12 protein-coding genes are annotated in these 18,426 nt (G+C 70.6%); 6 read left to right on the plus strand and 6 right to left on the minus strand.

Translation table 11 applies throughout. The features are described 5' to 3' along the window. The first annotated feature begins 335 nt into the window (after positions 1–335). The 3 genes from DEFCA_RS0114645 (at position 336) to DEFCA_RS0114655 (ending at position 2,940) form a co-directional block, all read left to right on the plus strand. Positions 336–740: a bacteriohemerythrin gene (locus DEFCA_RS0114645; RefSeq protein WP_025323758.1), complete on the plus strand. Its 405-nt coding sequence runs from the start codon at positions 336–338 to the stop codon at positions 738–740. Between the two features lie 192 nt (positions 741–932). Beyond that, the gene (locus DEFCA_RS0114650; RefSeq protein ID WP_025323759.1) at positions 933–2,429 is read left to right on the plus strand and encodes a multiheme c-type cytochrome; all 1,497 of its coding nucleotides are present in this window, start codon (positions 933–935) and stop codon (positions 2,427–2,429) included. Positions 2,430–2,508: 79 nt separating this feature from the next. Further along, positions 2,509–2,940: an acyl-CoA thioesterase gene (locus DEFCA_RS0114655; RefSeq protein WP_025323760.1), complete on the plus strand. Its 432-nt coding sequence runs from the start codon at positions 2,509–2,511 to the stop codon at positions 2,938–2,940. A gap of 76 nt (positions 2,941–3,016) precedes the next feature. Here the strand turns inward: DEFCA_RS0114655 and DEFCA_RS0114660 are convergent, their stop codons facing one another. Further along, positions 3,017–9,700 (minus strand): PKD domain-containing protein, encoded by a 6,684-nt coding sequence (locus tag DEFCA_RS0114660; RefSeq protein WP_025323761.1) that lies wholly within the window; start codon positions 9,698–9,700, stop codon positions 3,017–3,019. Between the two features lie 222 nt (positions 9,701–9,922). Between DEFCA_RS0114660 and DEFCA_RS0114665 the strand changes: the two genes are divergently transcribed. Beyond that, positions 9,923–11,215 carry a helix-turn-helix domain-containing protein gene (locus tag DEFCA_RS0114665; protein WP_025323762.1) on the plus strand — a complete coding sequence of 431 codons (1,293 nt, stop codon included), beginning with the start codon at positions 9,923–9,925 and terminating at the stop codon, positions 11,213–11,215. 22 nt (positions 11,216–11,237) lie between these two features. On the opposite strand, the gene DEFCA_RS0114670 is transcribed toward DEFCA_RS0114665, so the two are convergent. Genes DEFCA_RS0114670 through trkA form a run of 4 tightly spaced genes read right to left on the minus strand, consistent with a single transcriptional unit; the run spans position 11,238 to position 14,917 of the window. Further along, entirely contained in the window at positions 11,238–11,555 is a 318-nt protein-coding gene (locus DEFCA_RS0114670; RefSeq protein ID WP_025323763.1) for a hypothetical protein, read from the minus strand. Positions 11,556–11,558: 3 nt separating this feature from the next. Continuing rightward, on the minus strand, positions 11,559–12,077 hold the full coding sequence (locus DEFCA_RS0114675; protein WP_025323764.1) for a CvpA family protein: 519 nt from the start codon (positions 12,075–12,077) through the stop codon (positions 11,559–11,561). A 48-nt stretch (positions 12,078–12,125) separates the two neighbouring features. Continuing rightward, positions 12,126–13,571: a TrkH family potassium uptake protein gene (locus DEFCA_RS0114680; RefSeq protein ID WP_025323765.1), complete on the minus strand. Its 1,446-nt coding sequence runs from the start codon at positions 13,569–13,571 to the stop codon at positions 12,126–12,128. Next, positions 13,568–14,917 (minus strand): Trk system potassium transporter TrkA, encoded by a 1,350-nt coding sequence (gene trkA, locus DEFCA_RS0114685; protein ID WP_025323766.1) that lies wholly within the window; start codon positions 14,915–14,917, stop codon positions 13,568–13,570. Before trkA ends, DEFCA_RS0114680 begins: the two co-directional genes overlap by 4 nt. Positions 14,918–15,520: 603 nt before the next feature. Between trkA and DEFCA_RS0114690 the strand changes: the two genes are divergently transcribed. Both DEFCA_RS0114690 and DEFCA_RS0114695 read left to right on the plus strand, forming a co-directional pair. Continuing rightward, on the plus strand, positions 15,521–16,369 hold the full coding sequence (locus DEFCA_RS0114690) for a CheR family methyltransferase (RefSeq protein ID WP_051463266.1): 849 nt from the start codon (positions 15,521–15,523) through the stop codon (positions 16,367–16,369). Then, positions 16,366–16,725, plus strand: a complete 360-nt coding sequence (locus DEFCA_RS0114695; RefSeq protein WP_025323768.1) for a PilZ domain-containing protein — start codon at positions 16,366–16,368, stop codon at positions 16,723–16,725. Before DEFCA_RS0114690 ends, DEFCA_RS0114695 begins: the two co-directional genes overlap by 4 nt. Here DEFCA_RS0114695 and serA read toward each other — a convergent pair. Next, positions 16,714–18,306, minus strand: a complete 1,593-nt coding sequence (gene serA, locus DEFCA_RS0114700) for a phosphoglycerate dehydrogenase (RefSeq protein ID WP_025323769.1) — start codon at positions 18,304–18,306, stop codon at positions 16,714–16,716. The two genes, DEFCA_RS0114695 and serA, sit on opposite strands and share 12 nt — an antisense overlap. Positions 18,307–18,426 lie beyond the last annotated feature (120 nt).

Raw genomic sequence — 18,426 nt, forward strand, 5'->3', positions numbered from 1 at the left:
GGGTGGCCGAGAATGGCCGTGTTGAGAGCCGGTGAATCCACGCAAGCAAGAGTCACTATTCCACGACTTGCCGACTCAGGCAAACTAGAACTTGGTTTGGGGGATAAGAAAATGAAAAACCTTGACCCAGGTCAAAGCGACGGAAGGCGGGGACGGCTCGTCCCCCCGAGGGGGCTAAAGGTTCCCACCCCTCATGACGATAGATCTTTGCAAGTGCACGGGGCCGCTATCGTCGGATCGTCGCCCCTCCCCTTGCCCGCACAACCCCCTTTCGAACGCTACCCCCTGTTCGCCGACCCGGCCCCCGGGCCGGTGTGACGGAAAGGAGAAGGACCATGCAGTGGGAACCCAAGATGGCCACGGGCATCGCCAAGATCGACGCCCAGCACAAGGAGCTGATCCGAAGGATCAACAAGCTGCTGGACGCGATGAAGGAGGGGCAGGGTCGGGAGATGGTGGGGGAGGTGCTGGAGTTTCTGGGGCGGTACGTGGTGGAGCACTTCGCCGACGAAGAGGCCCTGATGAAGAAGTACGGCTACCCCAAGTACCCCGAGCACAAGGCGATCCACGACCGGTTCAAGAAGGAGTTCGAGGCCCTGGCCGCCGAGAACGAGAAGAGGGCGGGGAGCCTGTCGCTCACGCTCCAGGTGCAGAACAAGGTCGTGGACTGGCTGCGCAACCACATCATGAACGTGGACGTGAAGATGGCGGCCCAGTTGAAGGAGAAGGGAGCAGCCTGACCGGTCTGTGCCCCGGGGCCCAATCCGGACGAACGCCGCGTCCCCATGGGGGCGCGGCGTTCGCTCGTCCAAGGGCTTGGGGAAAGGGGCGCCCTTGCGGTGCCCGCGGCCTGTGGTAAGGGATACCGGCGGCCCCGGCCCGGGGCCGGGCAGCAAACGGACCATTCCGGCATCGGAGAGAGGAGCGCGATCATGAAGAGCCTGGGGGCGTTGGCCGCGGCCGTCGTGGTCGCCCTGGCTGCGGCACGGGTGGGGGCTTCGGAGACACCGGTGAGCGACGACACCGAGGCGTGCATCGGATGCCACGAGGAGGTGACCCCCGGCATCGTGGCGGACTGGCGCCGCAGCCGTCACGCCCACACCACGCCCGGGGAGGCGCTGGACCGGCCGAAGCTCGAGCGCAGAGTCTCGGCAGCCTCCGTGCCCGAGGCGCTCCGGACCGTGGTGGTGGGCTGCGCCGAGTGTCACACCCGCAACCCCGACGCCCACCCCGACACCTTCGACCACAACGGGTTCCGGGTGCACATCGTGGTCACCCCGGCCGACTGCGCCACCTGCCACCCCGAGGAGCGCGAGCAGTACGGCCGCAACCTCATGGCCAACGCCCACGACAACCTGATGGGCAACCCGCTGTACGGGGCGTTGGTGGCGGCGGCGGCCGGGCCCACCACGTACGACGGGCAGGGGTTGGTGGTGAGCCCCCCCGACGAGCGGACGCTCGGCGACGCCTGCCTCGCCTGCCACGGAACCCGGGTCACGGTGGACGGTATGGAGACCCGCGACACGGCCATGGGCGAGATGGAGTTCCCCAGGCTCCGGGGCTGGCCCAACCAGGGGGTGGGTCGGATCAACCCCGACGGCACCAAGGGGGCGTGCACCTCGTGTCACACCCGCCACCGGTTCTCGATCGAGGAGGCCCGCGAGCCGGACGCGTGCGAGCAGTGCCACAAGGGGCCGGACGTGCCGGCCTACAAGGTGTACGAGGTCAGCAAGCACAACGCCGTGTATCAGTCGTCCAGGGGCTCGTGGGACCTTGAGGGCGTTCCCTGGGTGGTGGGCCGGGACTTCACCGCTCCCACCTGCGCCACCTGCCACGCGAGCCTCATCGTGAGCCCGGGGGGAGACGTGCTGGCCCCGCGCACCCACGAGATGGCCGACCGGCTGAAGTACCGCCTGTTCGGGCTGCCCTACGCCACGGCCCACCCCCGCTCGGGCGACACCACGGTGATCCGGAACAAGGGGGGGCTCTCCCTCCCGTCGGAGCTGTCCGGGGAGCCGGTGGCCGAGTTCCTGATCGACGGGGCCGAGCAGGCCCGGCGGGAGGCTCGGATGCGCTCGGTGTGCTCGGGGTGCCACAGCGGCCAGTGGATCCGGGGCCACTTCGAGCGGCTGGACCACACGGTCCGGACCACCAACGCGCTGACGCTCGAGGCCACCAAGATCCTTCTGCGGGCCTGGGAGTCCGGGCTGGCCCGGGGGCCCGGCCAGGGCGGGAACCCCTTCGACGAGGCCATCGAGAAGATGTGGGTGGAGCAGTGGCTGTTCTACGCGAACTCCACCCGGTTCGCCTCGGCCATGGCCGGCGCGGACTACGGGGTGTTCGCCAACGGCCGGTGGTACCTGCAGAAGAACCTCGCCCTCATGAAGGACTGGCTGGGGTTCCTGTCGCGGCCCCCGACGGGCCGGTGACCGGGGGTTTGGCCCAGGGGGCGGGTCGCGGTATCATTCGCGGCCGCTTTTTTCCACGAAACGGGAAGGAGAACGCCCCATGCCCCACGTCACCAGGATCAAGGTCCGGGGGTACCACCTGGATCTCTACGGACACGTCAACAACGCCCGGTACCTGGAGTTCCTCGAGGAGGGCCGGTGGAGCTGGGTGGAGGAGCGCGGAGACCTGGCCGGGTTCATGAAGGGGGGGTACGGGTTCTCCGTGGTGAACATCAACATCAACTACCGCCGGCCCGCCTTCCTGGGCGACGAGCTGGAGATCCTCACCTCCCTGAAGGGGCTGGGGAACCGCTCGGGCGTGGTGCGCCAGGTGGTGCGCCTGGCCGGCACCGACACCGTGGTGGCCGAGGCCGACGTGACCTTCGTGGTGGTGTCGGCCCAAACCGGCCGGGCCGTGCCCCTGGATGGGGAGGTGCGGGCCCTCCTGGCGGGGTTGGAGGCGGACCGCAGCGGGGATTCGGCGGAGTCGTAGCCTCCTTGGGCCGTGCCCGGGGGAAAAAGGAAGGGCCCCGAGGGGCCCTTCCTTTCTTGCAGATGGGGTTTCCGGCTTACGGGGGGCCGAGGGTCCACGAGGTGCGTTTCCACGCCATCTCCTCCACGGCCGGCACCTCCATCAGGTCGATCGGCTGCCACCCGTAGGACGAGATCTCCTCGAGGGTGCCGCCCTCCCGGAGGACCTCCCGGACGAAGGCGTCGTAGCCGCCCGTCAGGCGCATGCAGGTGACCCGGGCCGTGACCTTGCTCACGGCATCCGTGGCGGGGTAGGTCTGGGTGTCGGCGCTTCCCTCTCCCCCGTAGGTCACGGTCATCTCGGGCAGGGGATAGCCCAGGGTGAGCTCGGTGATCGAGCCGTCCGTCAGGTAGTTCTCCCACCGGGTGCGGTCGGCCCACCCGTCGCCGTTCGTGTCGAACTCCACGTCCACGTCCACCGCGCAGGCGTCGGCGTTCGAGGCCTGGTAGCGTACCGTGACCGTCTTGCCCTCGGTGTCCACGGTGATCTCCGGATCCGACACGGTCACGGCCACGCCCGGCGCGGCGAGGTCCAGGGGGTCGGGCAGCGCCTCGGGCGCCCAGGAGCGGTAGAACCCGAACCCGTCCCGTTGGTCCGTGCCGTCGAACATCAGGTGCACCGTGCTCTCGTCCTGCACTGTGAGCACCGACCCGGTGGCGGCGGCGCCCTCGGACACACTCTGCATGGACCGCACCCGGATCCCCGACGCCCCCACAACCTCCGCCCGTAGATAGCCTGGGGGCGCGTTCTCCAGCCCCAGGGGAGACTCCGGGTCGAGCCCCGAAAGATCCACGGGCACGGGGTCGGACGCCCCCACCGTGTCCGCGTCCAGGGGGACCTCCACGGTCCAGTAGGAGCCGTCGTCGAGTGGGGCAGCGAACTCCAGCACGTAGTCCGCCCCCGGCACCACCGGGATCTGTACCCTGCCCTGGTCATCCTGGGGAAGCTCGTGGGTTTCCCCGAACCGAAGCTCCATCCCGTCGACGAGGATCGCCACGTCGGACAGCTCGACTTGGATGCCGGCGGGCGAGGCGATCTCCAATGACCGCAGCGCCACCGCGTCCGTCTCGCCCAGGGAGAACGCGTCCTCCCCGGAGCTCTTGAACCCGAAGTACTCGTAGTCGCAGGTGTACGTGGAGTCGTTCCACTGACCCAGCATGGCGAGCAGGTTCACCCGCCCGTCCGACGTCGTAAAGGCCCACAGCGGCTCGATGTCCAGGGAGGACAGCGGGGAATCCACGTTCGACCCCCAGTACCCGAAGTTGCGGGGCCACTGCCCGTAGAGAAGGAGCCCGCAGCTGTAGGCCGCAGGGAACCGGACCGTGCGTGACGAGCCGGTCTCCCAGGAGTCCAGACCCACCTCATACGTGCCGGGGGTCTCGATCTGGACCAGGGTATCGGACACGTTGCCCCAGCTCTCTCCGTGGAACCCGTAAAACGCCGGCCCCGCAAACGTCAGCTGGGAGCTCAGCCCCTGCAGGTCCTCCGAGTTCACGGCAGGATCGTCCACCGGAGTGCTCGCAAACCACAGGCCTCCGCCGTGGCCGATCACGTCCGACAGGGCGTCGAAGTCCACCTCCGGTCCGAGGCCGTCGGACCGGACCTCCTTGAACTGGAACACCACGCCCGCTTCGTCCGGATCCAGGACGTACACCGTGACGCTCTTGGTCGAGCTCTGGCCCGCGTCGTCGGTGACCTCCGCGGTCAGCGTGTAGGTGCCCGGGTCCTGGAAGGTATGGGATAGGGTGGCGCCCGATCCGATCGGTTCGTCGTCCAGGTACCACGCGTACCCGGTGATCTCCCCGTCGTCGTCGGCCTCGGCCGTTGCCGTGACGTCCAGGGGGGCCACGCCCGAACCGGGCTCCACCCGAACGGACACGATCGTCGGCGGCCGGTCCTGGACCAGCACCGGTACCGAAGACGAGGCAGTGAGCCCGCCCGCATCCGTCACCTCCACCCGCACGGTGTGGGTGGCCTCCGCCTCGAAGGCATGGGTGAAGGTGCTCGCGGTGCCGGCGCTCACGGGCTCACCGTCCACGAACCACCGGTAGTACAGGCTCTCGCCCTCCCGGGCGTCCGGATCCTCGGCATCCGCAGCAAACGTGACCTCCAGCGGCGGTCGGCCCGAGGCGGGGTCGGCCGTGAGGGCGTGGATCACCGGCGGGTCGGCCGTGACCGTCACGGCGTACGTGGCCGTGGACACGACCCCCCGGCTGTCCTCCGCCTCCACCCTCACGGTGTAGGAGCCGGCCTCCGCAAAGGTCCACGCGGCCTGCAGCGGATCGTCCGTGGGAACCGGCCGGAACCCGCCCTCCGGGCCATCCACGCTCCACCGGACCTCCGCCACCTCCACGCCCTCCGGCACCGCGGCCCCCAGGGTCACCACGTCGCCCGCCCGGGCCGTAGGCTCGTCCACCCCGTCCGCGCGGCCCACCTCCAAGAGTACCGGGGAGTAGGCCTGGAAGCTCACCTCCCGCACCACCTTGTGGGCCTCGGCCGTCTCCTGGGCGTTTCGAATCTCGACCCGCACGGTGTGTTCGCCCTCGGTGTCCGGGGTGTAGGTGAACGCTGGGCTCGTGCCCTCCCCTTGGTCCACGCCGTCCACGAGCCACCGGAATCGCAGGTCTGCATCGTCGGGCTGGGTGGTCACCTCCACCGAGAGCGCCACCTCGTCGCCCACGAGCACCCAGCCGCCGGAGGCGGCAAAGGCATCCAGGGGGTCGCCGTTCACCCGGAGCTCGCCGTCGAACGGAGCCGTGACCTCGATCACCCGTGAGAGCGACGCGCTCATCCCCCTGGCATCCTGGGCCCACACCGACACCGTGTAGCTGCCCGGCTTGTCCAGAACGAGGGGGATGGCCCCGTCCTCGGGGAGTTCCGCGTTCCAGGCGATCGTCTCGGACCACCACCACCGGTTGCCCGACCGGTAGGTCACCGAGTACGTGCCTTCCGCGATCGAACCGCCCCCTTCCTCGTACCCGCCGGGGCCGTTGTCGCTCTTGACCTGCACGGTCACGTCCAGGCCGGGGGCGTCCCCGGCCGGGAGCTCCACCCAGGTGTTGCCGTCCTCGTCTTGGTGAAGCGCGTCTTCCGGCAGGGACACCTCGAACCGCAAGGGGTAGAGCACGTGCACCGTGGTGGTGAGGGCCGTCTCGAGCCCCCGGGAGTCCACCGCTTTGTAGGTGACCGCGAAGTCCCCGGGGTCGGTGTAGCGGCACGCGGGGAGGTCCCAGACGCTGGCGGCCTCGGCCGGGGATTCGCCGTTACCGCAGTCGAGCTCGAAGTGGTCCAGGTCGCCGTTGGGGTCTCGGAACCAGACCCGCCCGGCCATCCACACGTCCACCCGCTCTTGCCATCCGTCGGTGTCCGCATCGTACGCCCGGTACAGGGACACCACGTACTCGTCGTCGAGCCCGCCGCCCGCCACTTCCGGCGGAACCGGGTTGGGTTCCACGGTGAACTCGGCGGTTTCCCGGTCCGTGAGCCACGTGCGATCCGTCACCGAGGCGATGACCACGCACCGGAGCGTGCCCTCGAGCAGGGTGTAGGCCGGATCGGTGCCGATGGACCAGGTTCCGTCGGGCTCGGCCCTCACGGCCAACCAGCGGCGGGTGCCCGCCTCGTCCGAGCAGTCCAAGGTGATGTTGCGGGAGCGGATCGTGTCGTCGCCGTCGGGGTCCGACGCGTCCAGGCTCACCACCACCGGGCTGCCGGCCTGGACCTCGTCGGCGCTCAGGGTAAGGGCATCGATCGAGGGCGGGGTGCTCTGCACGTCGATCCCCAGGTCCACCACCCGGGGCGGCACCGTGTCGTCGTCCGCCACGGACAGGGTCACCCGGAGGGTGTACCGGCCCAGGTCCACGTCGTCTGCCACCGTGAACGAAAACGACTCCCCCGACCCTTCCTCGATCGGCACCGATTCGTCGGACACCCAACCCCGGTACAGGGCGTAGGAGATCGCGAGCGTCCGGCCGCTGGCGCTTCCGGCCCACTCGTCCGGTCGAACGGTCAGCGACTCCCCCCGCCGGAGCCTCGTCAGCCAAGGTACGTTCCCGTAGTCCACCGTCACCTGGTCCTGGACCTCGATCGTTCCCAGGTCCAGGGCCCCTTCGCGGAGCGTACCGCTTCCACCCAGCCCGAAGGACGGCAGCTGGTACGGCACCCACGTGGAGTCGGAAAACCACGAGATCTCGCCCTCGAACCGCCCGTCGGGGCCGGTGCGCAGCTCGGTGCCGGCCACCACCACCGGCACGTCCGGCAGGGGTGCGCCCCCCTTGCTCTGCACCAGCCCCTGCACGGTCACGTTGGGCTCCAGGTCCAAGGTCCAGGTGCCCAGGTAGAGCGCCGGGGCCTGGGGGCTGCCGGGCCCGAACGAGGTCACCGTCGGAACAGGGATGAACGAGGCGTCCACCCCCAGATCCGACCGGCCTTCCAACGGGACCCAGTCGGTGCCGTCGTAGTACTCCAGCATGACCACCGCGTCCCCGCCCACGTACTCGGGCTTCCCGGGCCAGTCCTCCACAGGGTGGAACTCGCCCTGGTCGTCGAAGTAGCCCCATTGGTACCGCCGCATGTGCGACGCCCCGAGCAGGAGCCCGCCCAGTTCGTCGTACGAGGCCAACACCTCGTCCGCCACGTCGTCCACCGCGGCCGCCTCCTCCTCGGGGGTCTGCGGATCGGGCTCGGTGAGCGGCGCCGCCCGGGTCACACGCCGGTTCAGGCGGCTGCCCAGGGTGCTGGCGAGGCTCTTGATGTTCTCCATGGTCTCCCGGAGCTGTTTGGCCAGGTTCCAGAAGTCGCGCCAGCTTCCCGTCCCTTTTTTGTACGCCCGGTAGGCTTGAAGGGCCTGCGAGGCCAGCTCCTTGGCCGACTTGATCTGACCGGGAATCTCGCCGAGCTCCTGGGCCACGCCGTCGGTGTTCGCCACAACGTCCAGGAACTCCAGGCCTTTGGTGGCCGCGTACTCGAAGTCCAGGTTGGTAGGGTTGTAGGCGTCCACCGCGATCTGCATCAGGAACGCGGTGACCTGCTTGGCCTTGGACGACCGGTTCACGGCTTCGGCCGCGGCCGCGACGGCCCCCTTGCAGAGGTCGGGGGTCTTGGAGCAGTCCAGCCCCTCGGTGTTGATGAAGGCGTCGTTGATTTCTTTCCTCCGGAAGATATCCATCAGTCCCCGTTTGAACTCGCTCTCCTCCGAGGAGATCTCCACCATCTGGTTCTCCTCGTAGCGGCGTAGGGCCTCCAGAAGGGCGGTCAGGGCGTCGGGGTTTTTGGAGTGCATCACGGCGTACAGGTACCGGGAGCGTTCCTCGGCCGAGATGCTCCGGTCCAGCACCCTGCGGATGATGCTGTCGGCCGTGGCGGCCCGGTAGGTGTGGAGGTTGGGGTCGGGGCGGTTGCTGTAGTCCGAGGTCCGGCCGCCGCGCCTCGTGCGCACGCGCACCGAGACGTTCTTCACGCGGTTGCCGTTCCGGTCCCGGAGCCTGGCGTGGTAGCTGACCGAGTACCCGGAGCGGTCGCAGTTCCAGGTGGTAAAGTGGTGCACCGTTCCCACCCCGAACACCGGGGTGTCGGTGTCGTCCCCGGCCCGGAGCCGCGCGAGGTCGTCCTGGGTGAGCACGTTTCCGTACGGGTCCTCGAGATGGCCGTAGGCCGGGCTGCCGTCGGCCGTGCGGTGGAGTCGCCAGGTTCCTGCTGCTTCGTCATAGTAGAAGAGCGGAATCTCCACCTCAGGGGTCTCGGGATCCTCGTCCACCAGCGTCTCATACGCCTCGGCCGGAATCGCGATCCGGATCCGGATGTCCCGGTCCCGATCGGTGGGGTCGGTGAGGAGCTTGTTGCCGAGCTCGTCGTATAGGGTGATCTCGGAGGCGGCGTAGGTGCTTAGCACCTCCACCGGGCTGTCGCCGGAGCCCTCGGCCTTGAAACCGCCGGGCATGGTGTCGGGGTCGTTGGCCGTGTCCAGGTAGGCCACGCTTGCGTACAGCCGCTGGGTGCCGGCCGGTAGCTCCAACCCCCGCAGGCTGAATGACATCCGGGCGAGCTCCTGGCCGGCGCCGGAAAAGGGCGAGGGCTCGGAGCCCCAGAACACCCGTGCCGCGCGGCGGCCCGTGGCCCGGTCGCGTACCAGGCTCACGGTGACCGTGCGGTCGGTGTCGAGCACCACTCGACCCGCGCGTGCCGGCGAGGCCGACACCCCGTCCAGGTCCACCGCGGCCACCGCGCCCTCGGACAAGACCGGGTCCATTAGGATGGACCCCTCGACGTCCTCGTACCGCTTCACAAAGGTGCTGTACCCGGGCTTCTCCACCCGGACCTCCACCGTCTTGCCCTCGGCTTCGGCCGGCAGGCTGACAACGAAGCCGCCGCTTTCATCGGTGCGCACGGTGAACACCTCGGTCTCCGGGGCGAACAGGCCGTCCCCGTCCAGGTCCACCGACACCCGCACGACCGCGTTCTCCACGGCGGAGAGTTCCGATCGGGCCAGGCGCGCCGCGCCGGCGCTGGACAGATCCCGGACCGTTCCGGACACGGTCAGGGCGCTCTCGGTCGTCGATGCCGCCGAGGGTTGGGTTCCTCCTGAGCCGCCTCCCCCACCCCCGCAGCCGGCGGCGGCCAAGACGAGCAGGCTGATCAGTCCGAGCCGCATCCGCTGGGAAAGCACGCCCCTCCCTTCGCGGGCCCCCCGCACCGGTCCGATTGTCGGCAGTTTCCACACCATGGATCCTCTCCTCTCCTTGGGACGGGGCCGCCGGCCAGGCCGGCGGACGGGAAGGGTCTGGCGCCCCCAGCTAAGGTTCTGTATCGGACGCCGAGAACGGGCGAAAAGTCGTCCACCGTGTCATCCGCCGGAAATCGTGTCGTCCACGGTGTCGTCCAGGAGGAGTCGGGCGCCGACGCGTTTGCTTGTATTTCTCGTTTTCTTGGGGGTAAAGTAGCCGCCATGCATCCCGGAAACCGGCCGGCGATCCATTTTGCCGCTTTCGTGTTCTGGCTCCTTCTGTTCCCGCTCCAAGGGCCGTTCTTCGCCCTGGAGAACACCCCCCCTCCGCCGGTCGCCGCGTTCCTGCTTCCCCACGCGGCCGGGCTGGCGCTGCTGGGAGCGAGCGGGGCGCTGCGCCGGATGCTCCTTCCCGCCTCCGTGGGCGGCGGCGTTGTCGCGGCGGGGCTCACCGCCCTGTACCCGTTCTTCCCCGCAGGCCACGGCCTGGTCCTGGGGGTCTTGGGCGCGGTGAGCGCGCCCCTGGCCGTGCGGGTGGCCGGGGCCCTGGCCCGCTCCGACCGCCCCCTCGTCGCGGGGGCCTGGGCTCTGGTGGCGGCCAATCTGGTGCTGCCCCTGGCCGCACGGCTTCCCGGCCCGCCGGGGCTGCGGCTGTTGGCCGCGGCTGCGGTGGTGCTCGTTCCCCTGTGGAGACCCGTGCCCCCGCCGCCAGCCCCCCCGTCGGTGCGGCTTCTCCACGGGGCCCACCTGGGGTTCCTGCTGGCCATCTACGCCCTGAACGGGGTGTTTTACGAGAAACTGTTTCCCGCTTACGCGCGGGTGGCCTGGCTGCCGGGCGCGGAGCTCGCGGCGTACGCGGGGGCGGTGCTGGCCGCGGTGTACCTGGGCCGGGGCCGGGCCAAGCCCACCCTGGTCCTGGGGGTGGCGTTCGGATTCGCCGCGCTCGCGGTGTTTCGAACGGGCGGTGCAGGGGGGGTGAACGCCGGCATGGGCCTCATGCAGGGGGGGTCCGGCTTCCTGGACGCCTTTGTGCTGGCTTACTGCCTGGGGCAGCCCGATCCCGCGCGGGGCTTCGCCCTGGGGCTGGCGAGCGTGTGCGGGGGGCTGGGGCTGGGGTGCCTTGCCGCCCACGGACCGTGGGCGGTGGGGGACGGGGTGCCGCTGCTGGGGGCGTTTTTCGTGAACGGCGCGCTGCTCGTGCTCTACGCCGTATCGGGGGGCGACGTCCCTGGCGCGGCACCGGGCCGGGACCCCACCGGGCCCTCCGCGGCCGAGGGGACTCCGACCGGGGAACTGGTGCTGCCCCGGCTCGGCGCGGTGCCCCTTTCCTCCCGCGAGCGGGAGGTCGCGGTCTGCATGCTCCAGGGGTTGAGCAACCGCGCCATCGCCGAGCGCCTGGGCATCTCGCCCTCGTCGGTCCAGACCTATGCCCGCCGCATCTACGCCAAGGTCGGGGTCTCGGGCCGGGAGGAGCTGCTCGAACGCCTCCGGCCCCCCGCTGCGGCGACCAACTAGGCCCGGGGCCGCGGTGGGAGGCCTAGGGCTCGTCCTGAGAACCTTTCCCGGCGGAGTAGATGCCCAGGGTGTACCGGTGGGGGCCGGGCGTGCCCTGGGGCACGAACGCGGCCCGGTCGCCCGGCCGGATGGGGTGGGAGAGGTCGTGGGTTCGGTGGTTCACGATGACGGCCTCGATCCGGTCCAGCGGCAGGTCGAGCCGCCGGGCCACCTCGGCGGCGGGCGTGCCCTCGGGGGGCACCTCCACCTCCACCTCGGTGGGCAGACCTCGCCGCCGGCGCAGGGTGTGCAGGAGCCCGAGCATGAGGATCCGGGCGGTGGAGGGGGCGTCCGGGGCCATGGGTCAGATCCCCCGGCCCAACCGGCGAAGGGCCTGCCGTCCTTCGCGCACGGGCCTGCGGTAGGTTGGGGGTAGGAGCTCCAGGGCGGTTTCGGCGGCCCGCAGGGCATAGGGCAGGGTCACCGAGCGCCGGATCAGGGTCGAACGGGCCGGCAGGAGCGCGGCCAGGAAGTACCCGACGGTCGCTGCCACCACGATCGCCTTCACGAGCCCCAGGGCCGCACCCAGGGTCCGGTCTAGCCACCCCAGGCAGGCGGCGCCCAGGAGCCGGGAGATCGCCCACCCCACCAGGAACGCCGCCGCGATCGCCCCCACCAGAAGCGCCGAGAACGCGATCAGCTCCCGGGTAGCCGGCGCGCCCCAGGGGATCAGGCGGGCCAGCTCCCCGTGGTAGCGAAGCGCGGCCCCGGCGCCCAGGATCACCCCGGCGAAGCCCGCGATCTGGCGCACGGCGCCCTTCCAGATCCCGGCCAGCAGGAGCAGGCCGGCCAACACGAGCACGAACAGGTCAAAGGGGTTCATTCCGCGTCTCCAGGGGTGTCATGCCAAGTTGCCATCCATCTGATCCGCCTACCTTCTCCATGCCCCGGGGAAGAACAGCACGAACACCGTGAACAGCTCGAGCCGGCCGGCCAGCATGCAGAAGGTGAGCACGGCCTTGCCGGCCTGGGGCAGGTGGGCGTAGGTGTCGGTCGGGCCCACCCCCCCGAGCCCGGGCCCGATGTTGCCCACGCAGGCGATCACCGACGCCACGGCCGTGACCGGGTCCACGCCGAGGGCGGCCATGGCCAGGGCGCCCCCGCCGACGGTCAGGAGGTAGAGGGCGAAGAACCCCAGCACCCCCTGGAGCACCTCGGGGGGCACGGGCCGGCCGTCCAGCTTCACCAGCCGCACCCCCCGGGGATGGATGAGCGACCAGAGCTGGGCCCAGGCGTGCTTGACGATCAGCACGACCCGGCTCACCTTCATGCCCCCGCCGGTGCTGCCGGCGCACCCCCCGATGAACATGAGCAGCACCAGGAGCACCTGCCCCACCACGGGCCAGGTCTCGTAGTCGGCCGTGCCGAACCCCGTGGTGGTCAGGATCGACACGGCCTGGAACGCGCTGTAGCGCAGGTTCTGCCAGAAGTTCGGGTAGGCGCGGGCCGTGTTGGAGACCATCAGCACGGCCACCGCGGCCAGGGTCAGCAGCCCGTAGGCCCGCAGCTCCTCGTTCCGGCGGATGCGGCGCCACCCGCCGGTCAGGGCGGCGTGGTGCAGGGCGAAGTTCACGCCGGCCAGAAACATGAACACCGTGATCACGGCGTCCACGTAGGCGCTGCCGAACCCGGCCACGCTGGCGTTGCGGGTGCTGAACCCGCCGGTGGCCATGGTGGCGAAGGCGTGGCACACCGCCTCGAACCAGTCGAGCCCCCCCAGCATCAGGAGCAGGGTCTCCACCGCGGTCAGGGCCACGTACACCCCCCACAGGAGCTTGGCCGTGTCCTGGATGCGCGGCCGGAGCCGGTCCGCGGTGGGGCCGGGCACCTCGGCCCGGAACATCTGCATGCCGCCGACCCCGAGCATGGGCAGGATGGCGAGCCCCAGCACGATGATGCCCATGCCGCCGAGCCAGTGGGTGGTGGCCCGCCATAGCAGCAGGCTCCGGGGCAGGGCCTCGATGTCGGTGAGCACGGTGGCCCCGGTGGTGGTGAACCCGGAGAGGGACTCGAACACCGCGTCCACCATGGTGGGCAGGGCGCCGTGGAGCCGGTAGGGCAGGGCGCCCACCAGCCCGAACAGGACCCAGCCCAGGGTGACCACGGCGAACCCCTCCCGGTGGGTGAGCTCGGCCGGGCCCCGCCGTCCCAGGGCCAGGAGCCCCCCTCCGAGGCCTGCCGAAGCGGCCAGGGCGGCGAGAAAGGTCGGGTGGGTCCCGTCGCCGTCGGCCAGCGAGAGGGCCAGCGGCACCAGCAGCACGGCGGTCAGGGCCAAGGCCAGGCCGCCCAGGACTCGGGCGAGGGCGAACAGGTTCATGACGTGCCGAAGAAGTCTTCCACCGCCACCACCGCCTCGGGCAGGGCGAACACCACGATGCGGTCCCCGGGATCCAGGGTGGTGTCGCCGGTGGGGATGAACGCCTGGTCGCCCCGCAGGGCGGCGCCCACGATGGCGCCGTCGGGGAACGGGATCTCCCGCAGGGGTCGGCGGGCCCAGGCGAACGCCTCGGGGATGCGCAGCTCGAGCACCTCGGCCTGGTTCTCCTCCACGGTGGCCATGTTGAGCACCCCACCCCGGCGCACGTACTTGAGGATGGCGCTGGCCGTGGAGAGTCGGGGGCTGATGCAGGCGTCGATGCCCAGGCTCGGCACCAGCCCCACGTAGGCCGGCCGGTCCACCACGCACAGGGCCCGGCGGGCGCCGTGGCGCTTGGCCAGCAGGGAGGCCAGGATGTTCTTCTCCTCGTTGGGGGTGGTGGCCACCACCACGTCGGCCTTGCCGATGCCCTCCGAAAGGAGCACGTCCACCTCGGTGATGTCCGCGTTGATCACGGTGGCCCGGGTGGCTCGGCGGGCGAGCTCCTCGCACCGGGCCCGGTTGGGCTCCACCAGGGTCACTTCGGCCCGGTTTTGCTCGAAGTGCTCGGCCACCCGCTGGCCCACCGCCCCGCCGCCGAACACGAAGATCCGCCGGGTCTGGCGCTTCTCCAGGCCGAACATGTAGCGCACCGCGGCCAGGTCCTCCCGCCGGAGCACCAGAAACACGTGGTCGTCGGGCTCCACCCGGTCGTCGCCCCGGGGGATCAAGGTGCGGCCGTGGCGGGTGATGGCGGCCACCACGAACGGGTACATGGTGCGCAGCTCCCCGATCTCGGCCAGGGTGAGGCCGGCCACCGGGCTGTCGGGGGTGATGGGGTACCCCACGAACAGGATCCGGCCCCCCGCGAACTCGGCCACCTCCACGGCGGCGGCGTGGCTGGCGATGTTGATCAGGTCCTGGGCCACGGCCTCCAGTGGGTTGATCAGGAGCTCGATCCCGAGCTTCTCGGCGTTGAGCACCGCGCCCCGGCCGGTGTACGCCACCGAGCGCACCCGGGCGATCTTCACCGGCACCCCGTACTCCTTGGCCAGGAGGCAGGCCACGAGGTTCACCTCGTCCACGTCGGTGACCGCGATGAACAGGCCGCACGCCCCGATGCCGGCCTCCTCCAGCACCCGGGCCTCGGCGCCGTTGCCCTCGAGGGCCATGACGTTCAGCCGCTCCTCCACGGAGCGCAGGGCCTGGCGGCTGTGCTCCACTACCACCACGTCGTGGCCCTCGAGGGCCAGGCGCTCGGCGGTGTGGAACCCCACCTCGCCCGCGCCCACCACGATCACGCGCACCCACACCTCCTTGCGGCGGTTTGGACCTTCGGCATATCAGGGGCCAGAACTCAGAGGACAGTGGACGGGGAGAACCCCTGGGACCCAACCCTGTCCTCTGAATTCTGTCTTCTTCCCAGTAGCTTCGGTCGTTGGTCGTTGGTCGTCGGTCGTTGGTCTGGGCCTTCGGCCCGCTAGAAAGCTGGCAGGCTAGGATGCTAGAAGGCTTGAAACCCTCCGTGATCTCCCAGCATTCCAAGCATGACCACGCCTCTTTGACGCCACCTCACGGTCTCGGGGGGCATGGGTTTCAGGGGCCAGAATTCAGAAGTCGGTGGACAGGGAGAACGCTCTTCGGTGCCCCGAGAGGATCCCCCCGGGAACCCAAACTACTTTTCGGGACTTCCTGTCTCCTGTCCGCTGAATTCCGGTTCCTGAAACCCATGCCCTGCCGGCTGCAACGGCCCGGGCCTGCCCGAACCGACTAACAGTCTGCCGAGGATCCCAGGATGCCCCAGGGCTCCCGGTCGTCGCAACCCGGGGGTCAAGCCGGGGCCCGTGCGGGCCGATGGGGAAGGGGCCCCCAAGACCCAGAAACCGTGGACGCCCCGGAGGAATCCCCGGATGGAGCCCCGATCGCCCCCGATCCTGGATGCCGCCTCGTTTCGGGCGGTGGCGGAGTTGGTGTTCGAGCACACCGGCATCCGCCTGGCGCCGGGCAAGGAGTACTTCGTGGTGTCCCGGCTGGGGAAGCTTCTGCGGGACACCGGATGCTCCCGGTGGGAGGACCTGCCGGACGCGATCCTACGGGCCGGCACCCGGGCCCGGGAGGGGTTGGTCCAGGCGGTGCTCACGCTGGAGACCTCGTTCTTCCGGGACGGCCGGCCGTTCCAGGCCCTGCACGAGGTCCTCGTTCCGGAGCTGGCCCGGGGCGGGCCCGTACCCTACCCCCTGCGGATTTGGAGCGCGGGGTGCAGCACGGGGCAAGAGCCCTACAGCATCGTCATGTGCCTGGCAGACCTCTTGGACCGGGGCCGGATCCGGTTGGACCTGCTGGCCACGGACCTGAGCCCCGTGGCTCTGGAGCGGGCCCGCCAGGGGGTGTACGACCCGTGGGAGCTGGAGCGGGGCCTCGACGAAGGGCACCGGGCGCGGTATTTTGAGCCCCTCGACCGCGGCCGGGCCCGCATCCGGGCCGACGTGCGGCGCTGGGTCCGGTTCCGGCGGCACAACCTGGTCGCCGGGCCCCCGCCGGAGACCGGGTTCGACGTGGTGTTCTGCCGCAACGTGGGCATCTACTTCGGCCCGGAGACCCTGGAGCGGCTCCACCGCAACCTGACGGCCGCGCTCCGGCCGGGTGGGGTCCTGGTGCTGGGGGCCGGGGAGACCGTGTCGCCGGAGCTCACGGGGTTCCGCCCGGAGTACCCCTGCCGGACCCTGGTGTACCGGTACACAGCGGAGGACCTCCCATGAAGCGTTCCCCACCGCCCCGGCCCCCGGCCGACCGGCGGGCCCACCCCAGGGTTCCCCTGGTCGTGAGGGAGACCCGCTGCATCGCGGGCATGGAGGTGTTCTTCGGGTACGCCACCAACGTGAGCCGGGGGGGGCTGTTCATCAACTCCCCGCGGGTGCGGCGGCCCGGCGAGGAGTTCGAGATCCGTTTCGGGCTGCCCGGCCTCGACCGGGAGTTCTCGTGCCGGGCCCGGGTGGTGTGGGCCCGGCCCTACCGCCACGACTCCCCCCATCCTCCGGGGTACGGCCTGCAGTTCCTGGACCTGCCCGAGGAGGACGCCCGCCGGATCGACGAGTGGGTGAGGTCACAGGAATAGCTGCCGCACCTCCAGGATGTCGGGCAGGCCCGCCAGGGCCTCGAGTACCTCGGGGCCGGCCGTGCCGTCGATGTTCACCATGCTGATCGCGGTGCCGCCGGGCGCGGATCGGCCGTTGTACATGCCGGCGATGTTCACCCCCTGATCCCCCAGGCAGGTGCCGATCTTCCCGATGACCCCGGGCACGTCCCGGTTGTAGATCAGGATCAGGGTGCCCCGGGGCAGGGCGTCGAGCCGGTAGTCATTGAACCGCACCAGCCGGGGCTCGTGCTTGCCGAACAGGGTGCCCTCGACCCGGTGCTCCCCCGAGGGGCCGGCCACGGTGATCGCCACCAGGTCGCTGAAGTCCCCGGCCTCGGCCGTGACCCGGGTGGAGACCCGCACGCCCCGCTCCCGGGCCACGGCCGGGGCGTTCACTAGGTTCACCCGGGTCTCCAGGGCCGGGGAGAGCAGCCCCACCAGGGCGGCGGCCGTCACCAGGTCGGCCCCCTGGCCCGAGGCCTGGCCCTGCACCGCCACCTCCACCCGGTCCACGGGTTCGGGCACGGCCTGGGCCAGGAACAGCCCCAGCCTGCGGGCCAGGTCCAGGTACGGACCGAGCCGGGTCAGGGTCTCGGAGGGCACGCTGGGGGCGTTCAGCGCGTTGGGCGCCACGCCGGTGCGCAGGAACGAGATCACGTTCTCGGCCACCTCCAGGGCGACGCTCTCCTGGGCCTCGACCGTGGAGGCGCCCAGGTGGGGGGTGACCACCACCTCGTCCCGGCCGTAGAGGGACTTCGGGGGCGGCGGCTCCTGCTCGAACACGTCCAGGGCGGCGGCCGACACCCGGCCCCCGGCGATGGCCCGGTCCAGGGCGTCCTCGTCCACGATGCCCCCCCGGGCGCAGTTGACCACGATCACCCCGGGCTTGACCTTGGCAAACGCCTCGTCTCCCAACAGCCCCCGGGTGTCGGGCGTGAGCGGGGTGTGCACGGTGATCGCGTCCGCCTCGGCGAGGAGCCGGTCCAGATCCACCTTCTCCACCCCGAGCTGGGCCGCCCGCTCCTCGGTCAGATAGGGATCGTAGGCGACCACCCGCATCCGGATGCCCCGGGCCAGCTCGGCCACCACCGAGCCGATCCGGCCCACGCCCACGATCCCCAGGGTCTTGCCCCGCAGCTCCCGGCCCACGAACCGCTTCTTCTCCCAACGGCCCGCCTTCAGGGCCGCGCAGGCCTGGGGCACCTTGCGGGCCGCGCTCATCAGGAGGGTCAGGGCGTGCTCGGCCGTGGTGACCACGTTGCCGCCCGGGGCGTTCACCACCGCCACCCCCAGGCGGGTGGCCGCGTCCATGTCGATGTTGTCGACCCCGATGCCGGCCCGACCCACCACCCGTAGGTCGGTTCCGGCCTCGAGCACCTCCCGGGTCACCCGGACGTTGCTCCGCACGATCACGGCGTGGAACCCGGGCACGGCCCGCGCCAGGGTCTGGGGATCGTTGATGCTCTCGACCCGGACCATGAAGCCGGGTTCCTCGGTGAACCGGTCCAGGGCCGCCTGGCCCAACGAGCAGGTCACGAGCACGCGGAAGGTGTCGGGCATGGAGCGCCTCCTTGGTGTTCAGCAGGGTTCACGGCGAGTTGCGTTCAAAACCATTGGCCCCCTGAGAGAGCGGGGCAAGGGGCCTGGTGGAGCGCCGGGCGTGGCTCCGACAGTCGTTGC

This window comes from Deferrisoma camini S3R1, from assembly GCF_000526155.1.
GTDB classification, from domain to species: Bacteria; Desulfobacterota; Deferrisomatia; order Deferrisomatales; family Deferrisomataceae; genus Deferrisoma; species Deferrisoma camini.

What these genes read in the sequence shown, in the direction of transcription:
- DEFCA_RS0114695 (WP_025323768.1), top strand. Translation starts at nt 16,366, where the DNA reads ATGAAGCGTTCCCCACCGCCCCGGCCCCCGGCCGACCGGCGGGCCCAC.
- DEFCA_RS0114690 (WP_051463266.1), top strand. Translation starts at nt 15,521, where the DNA reads ATGGAGCCCCGATCGCCCCCGATCCTGGATGCCGCCTCGTTTCGGGCG.
- DEFCA_RS0114665 (WP_025323762.1), top strand. Translation starts at nt 9,923, where the DNA reads ATGCATCCCGGAAACCGGCCGGCGATCCATTTTGCCGCTTTCGTGTTC.
- DEFCA_RS0114670 (WP_025323763.1), bottom strand. Translation starts at nt 11,555, where the DNA reads ATGGCCCCGGACGCCCCCTCCACCGCCCGGATCCTCATGCTCGGGCTC.
- serA (WP_025323769.1), bottom strand. Translation starts at nt 18,306, where the DNA reads ATGCCCGACACCTTCCGCGTGCTCGTGACCTGCTCGTTGGGCCAGGCG.
- DEFCA_RS0114650 (WP_025323759.1), top strand. Translation starts at nt 933, where the DNA reads ATGAAGAGCCTGGGGGCGTTGGCCGCGGCCGTCGTGGTCGCCCTGGCT.
- DEFCA_RS0114655 (WP_025323760.1), top strand. Translation starts at nt 2,509, where the DNA reads ATGCCCCACGTCACCAGGATCAAGGTCCGGGGGTACCACCTGGATCTC.
- DEFCA_RS0114675 (WP_025323764.1), bottom strand. Translation starts at nt 12,077, where the DNA reads ATGAACCCCTTTGACCTGTTCGTGCTCGTGTTGGCCGGCCTGCTCCTG.
- DEFCA_RS0114645 (WP_025323758.1), top strand. Translation starts at nt 336, where the DNA reads ATGCAGTGGGAACCCAAGATGGCCACGGGCATCGCCAAGATCGACGCC.
- DEFCA_RS0114660 (WP_025323761.1), bottom strand. Translation starts at nt 9,700, where the DNA reads ATGGTGTGGAAACTGCCGACAATCGGACCGGTGCGGGGGGCCCGCGAA.
- DEFCA_RS0114680 (WP_025323765.1), bottom strand. Translation starts at nt 13,571, where the DNA reads ATGAACCTGTTCGCCCTCGCCCGAGTCCTGGGCGGCCTGGCCTTGGCC.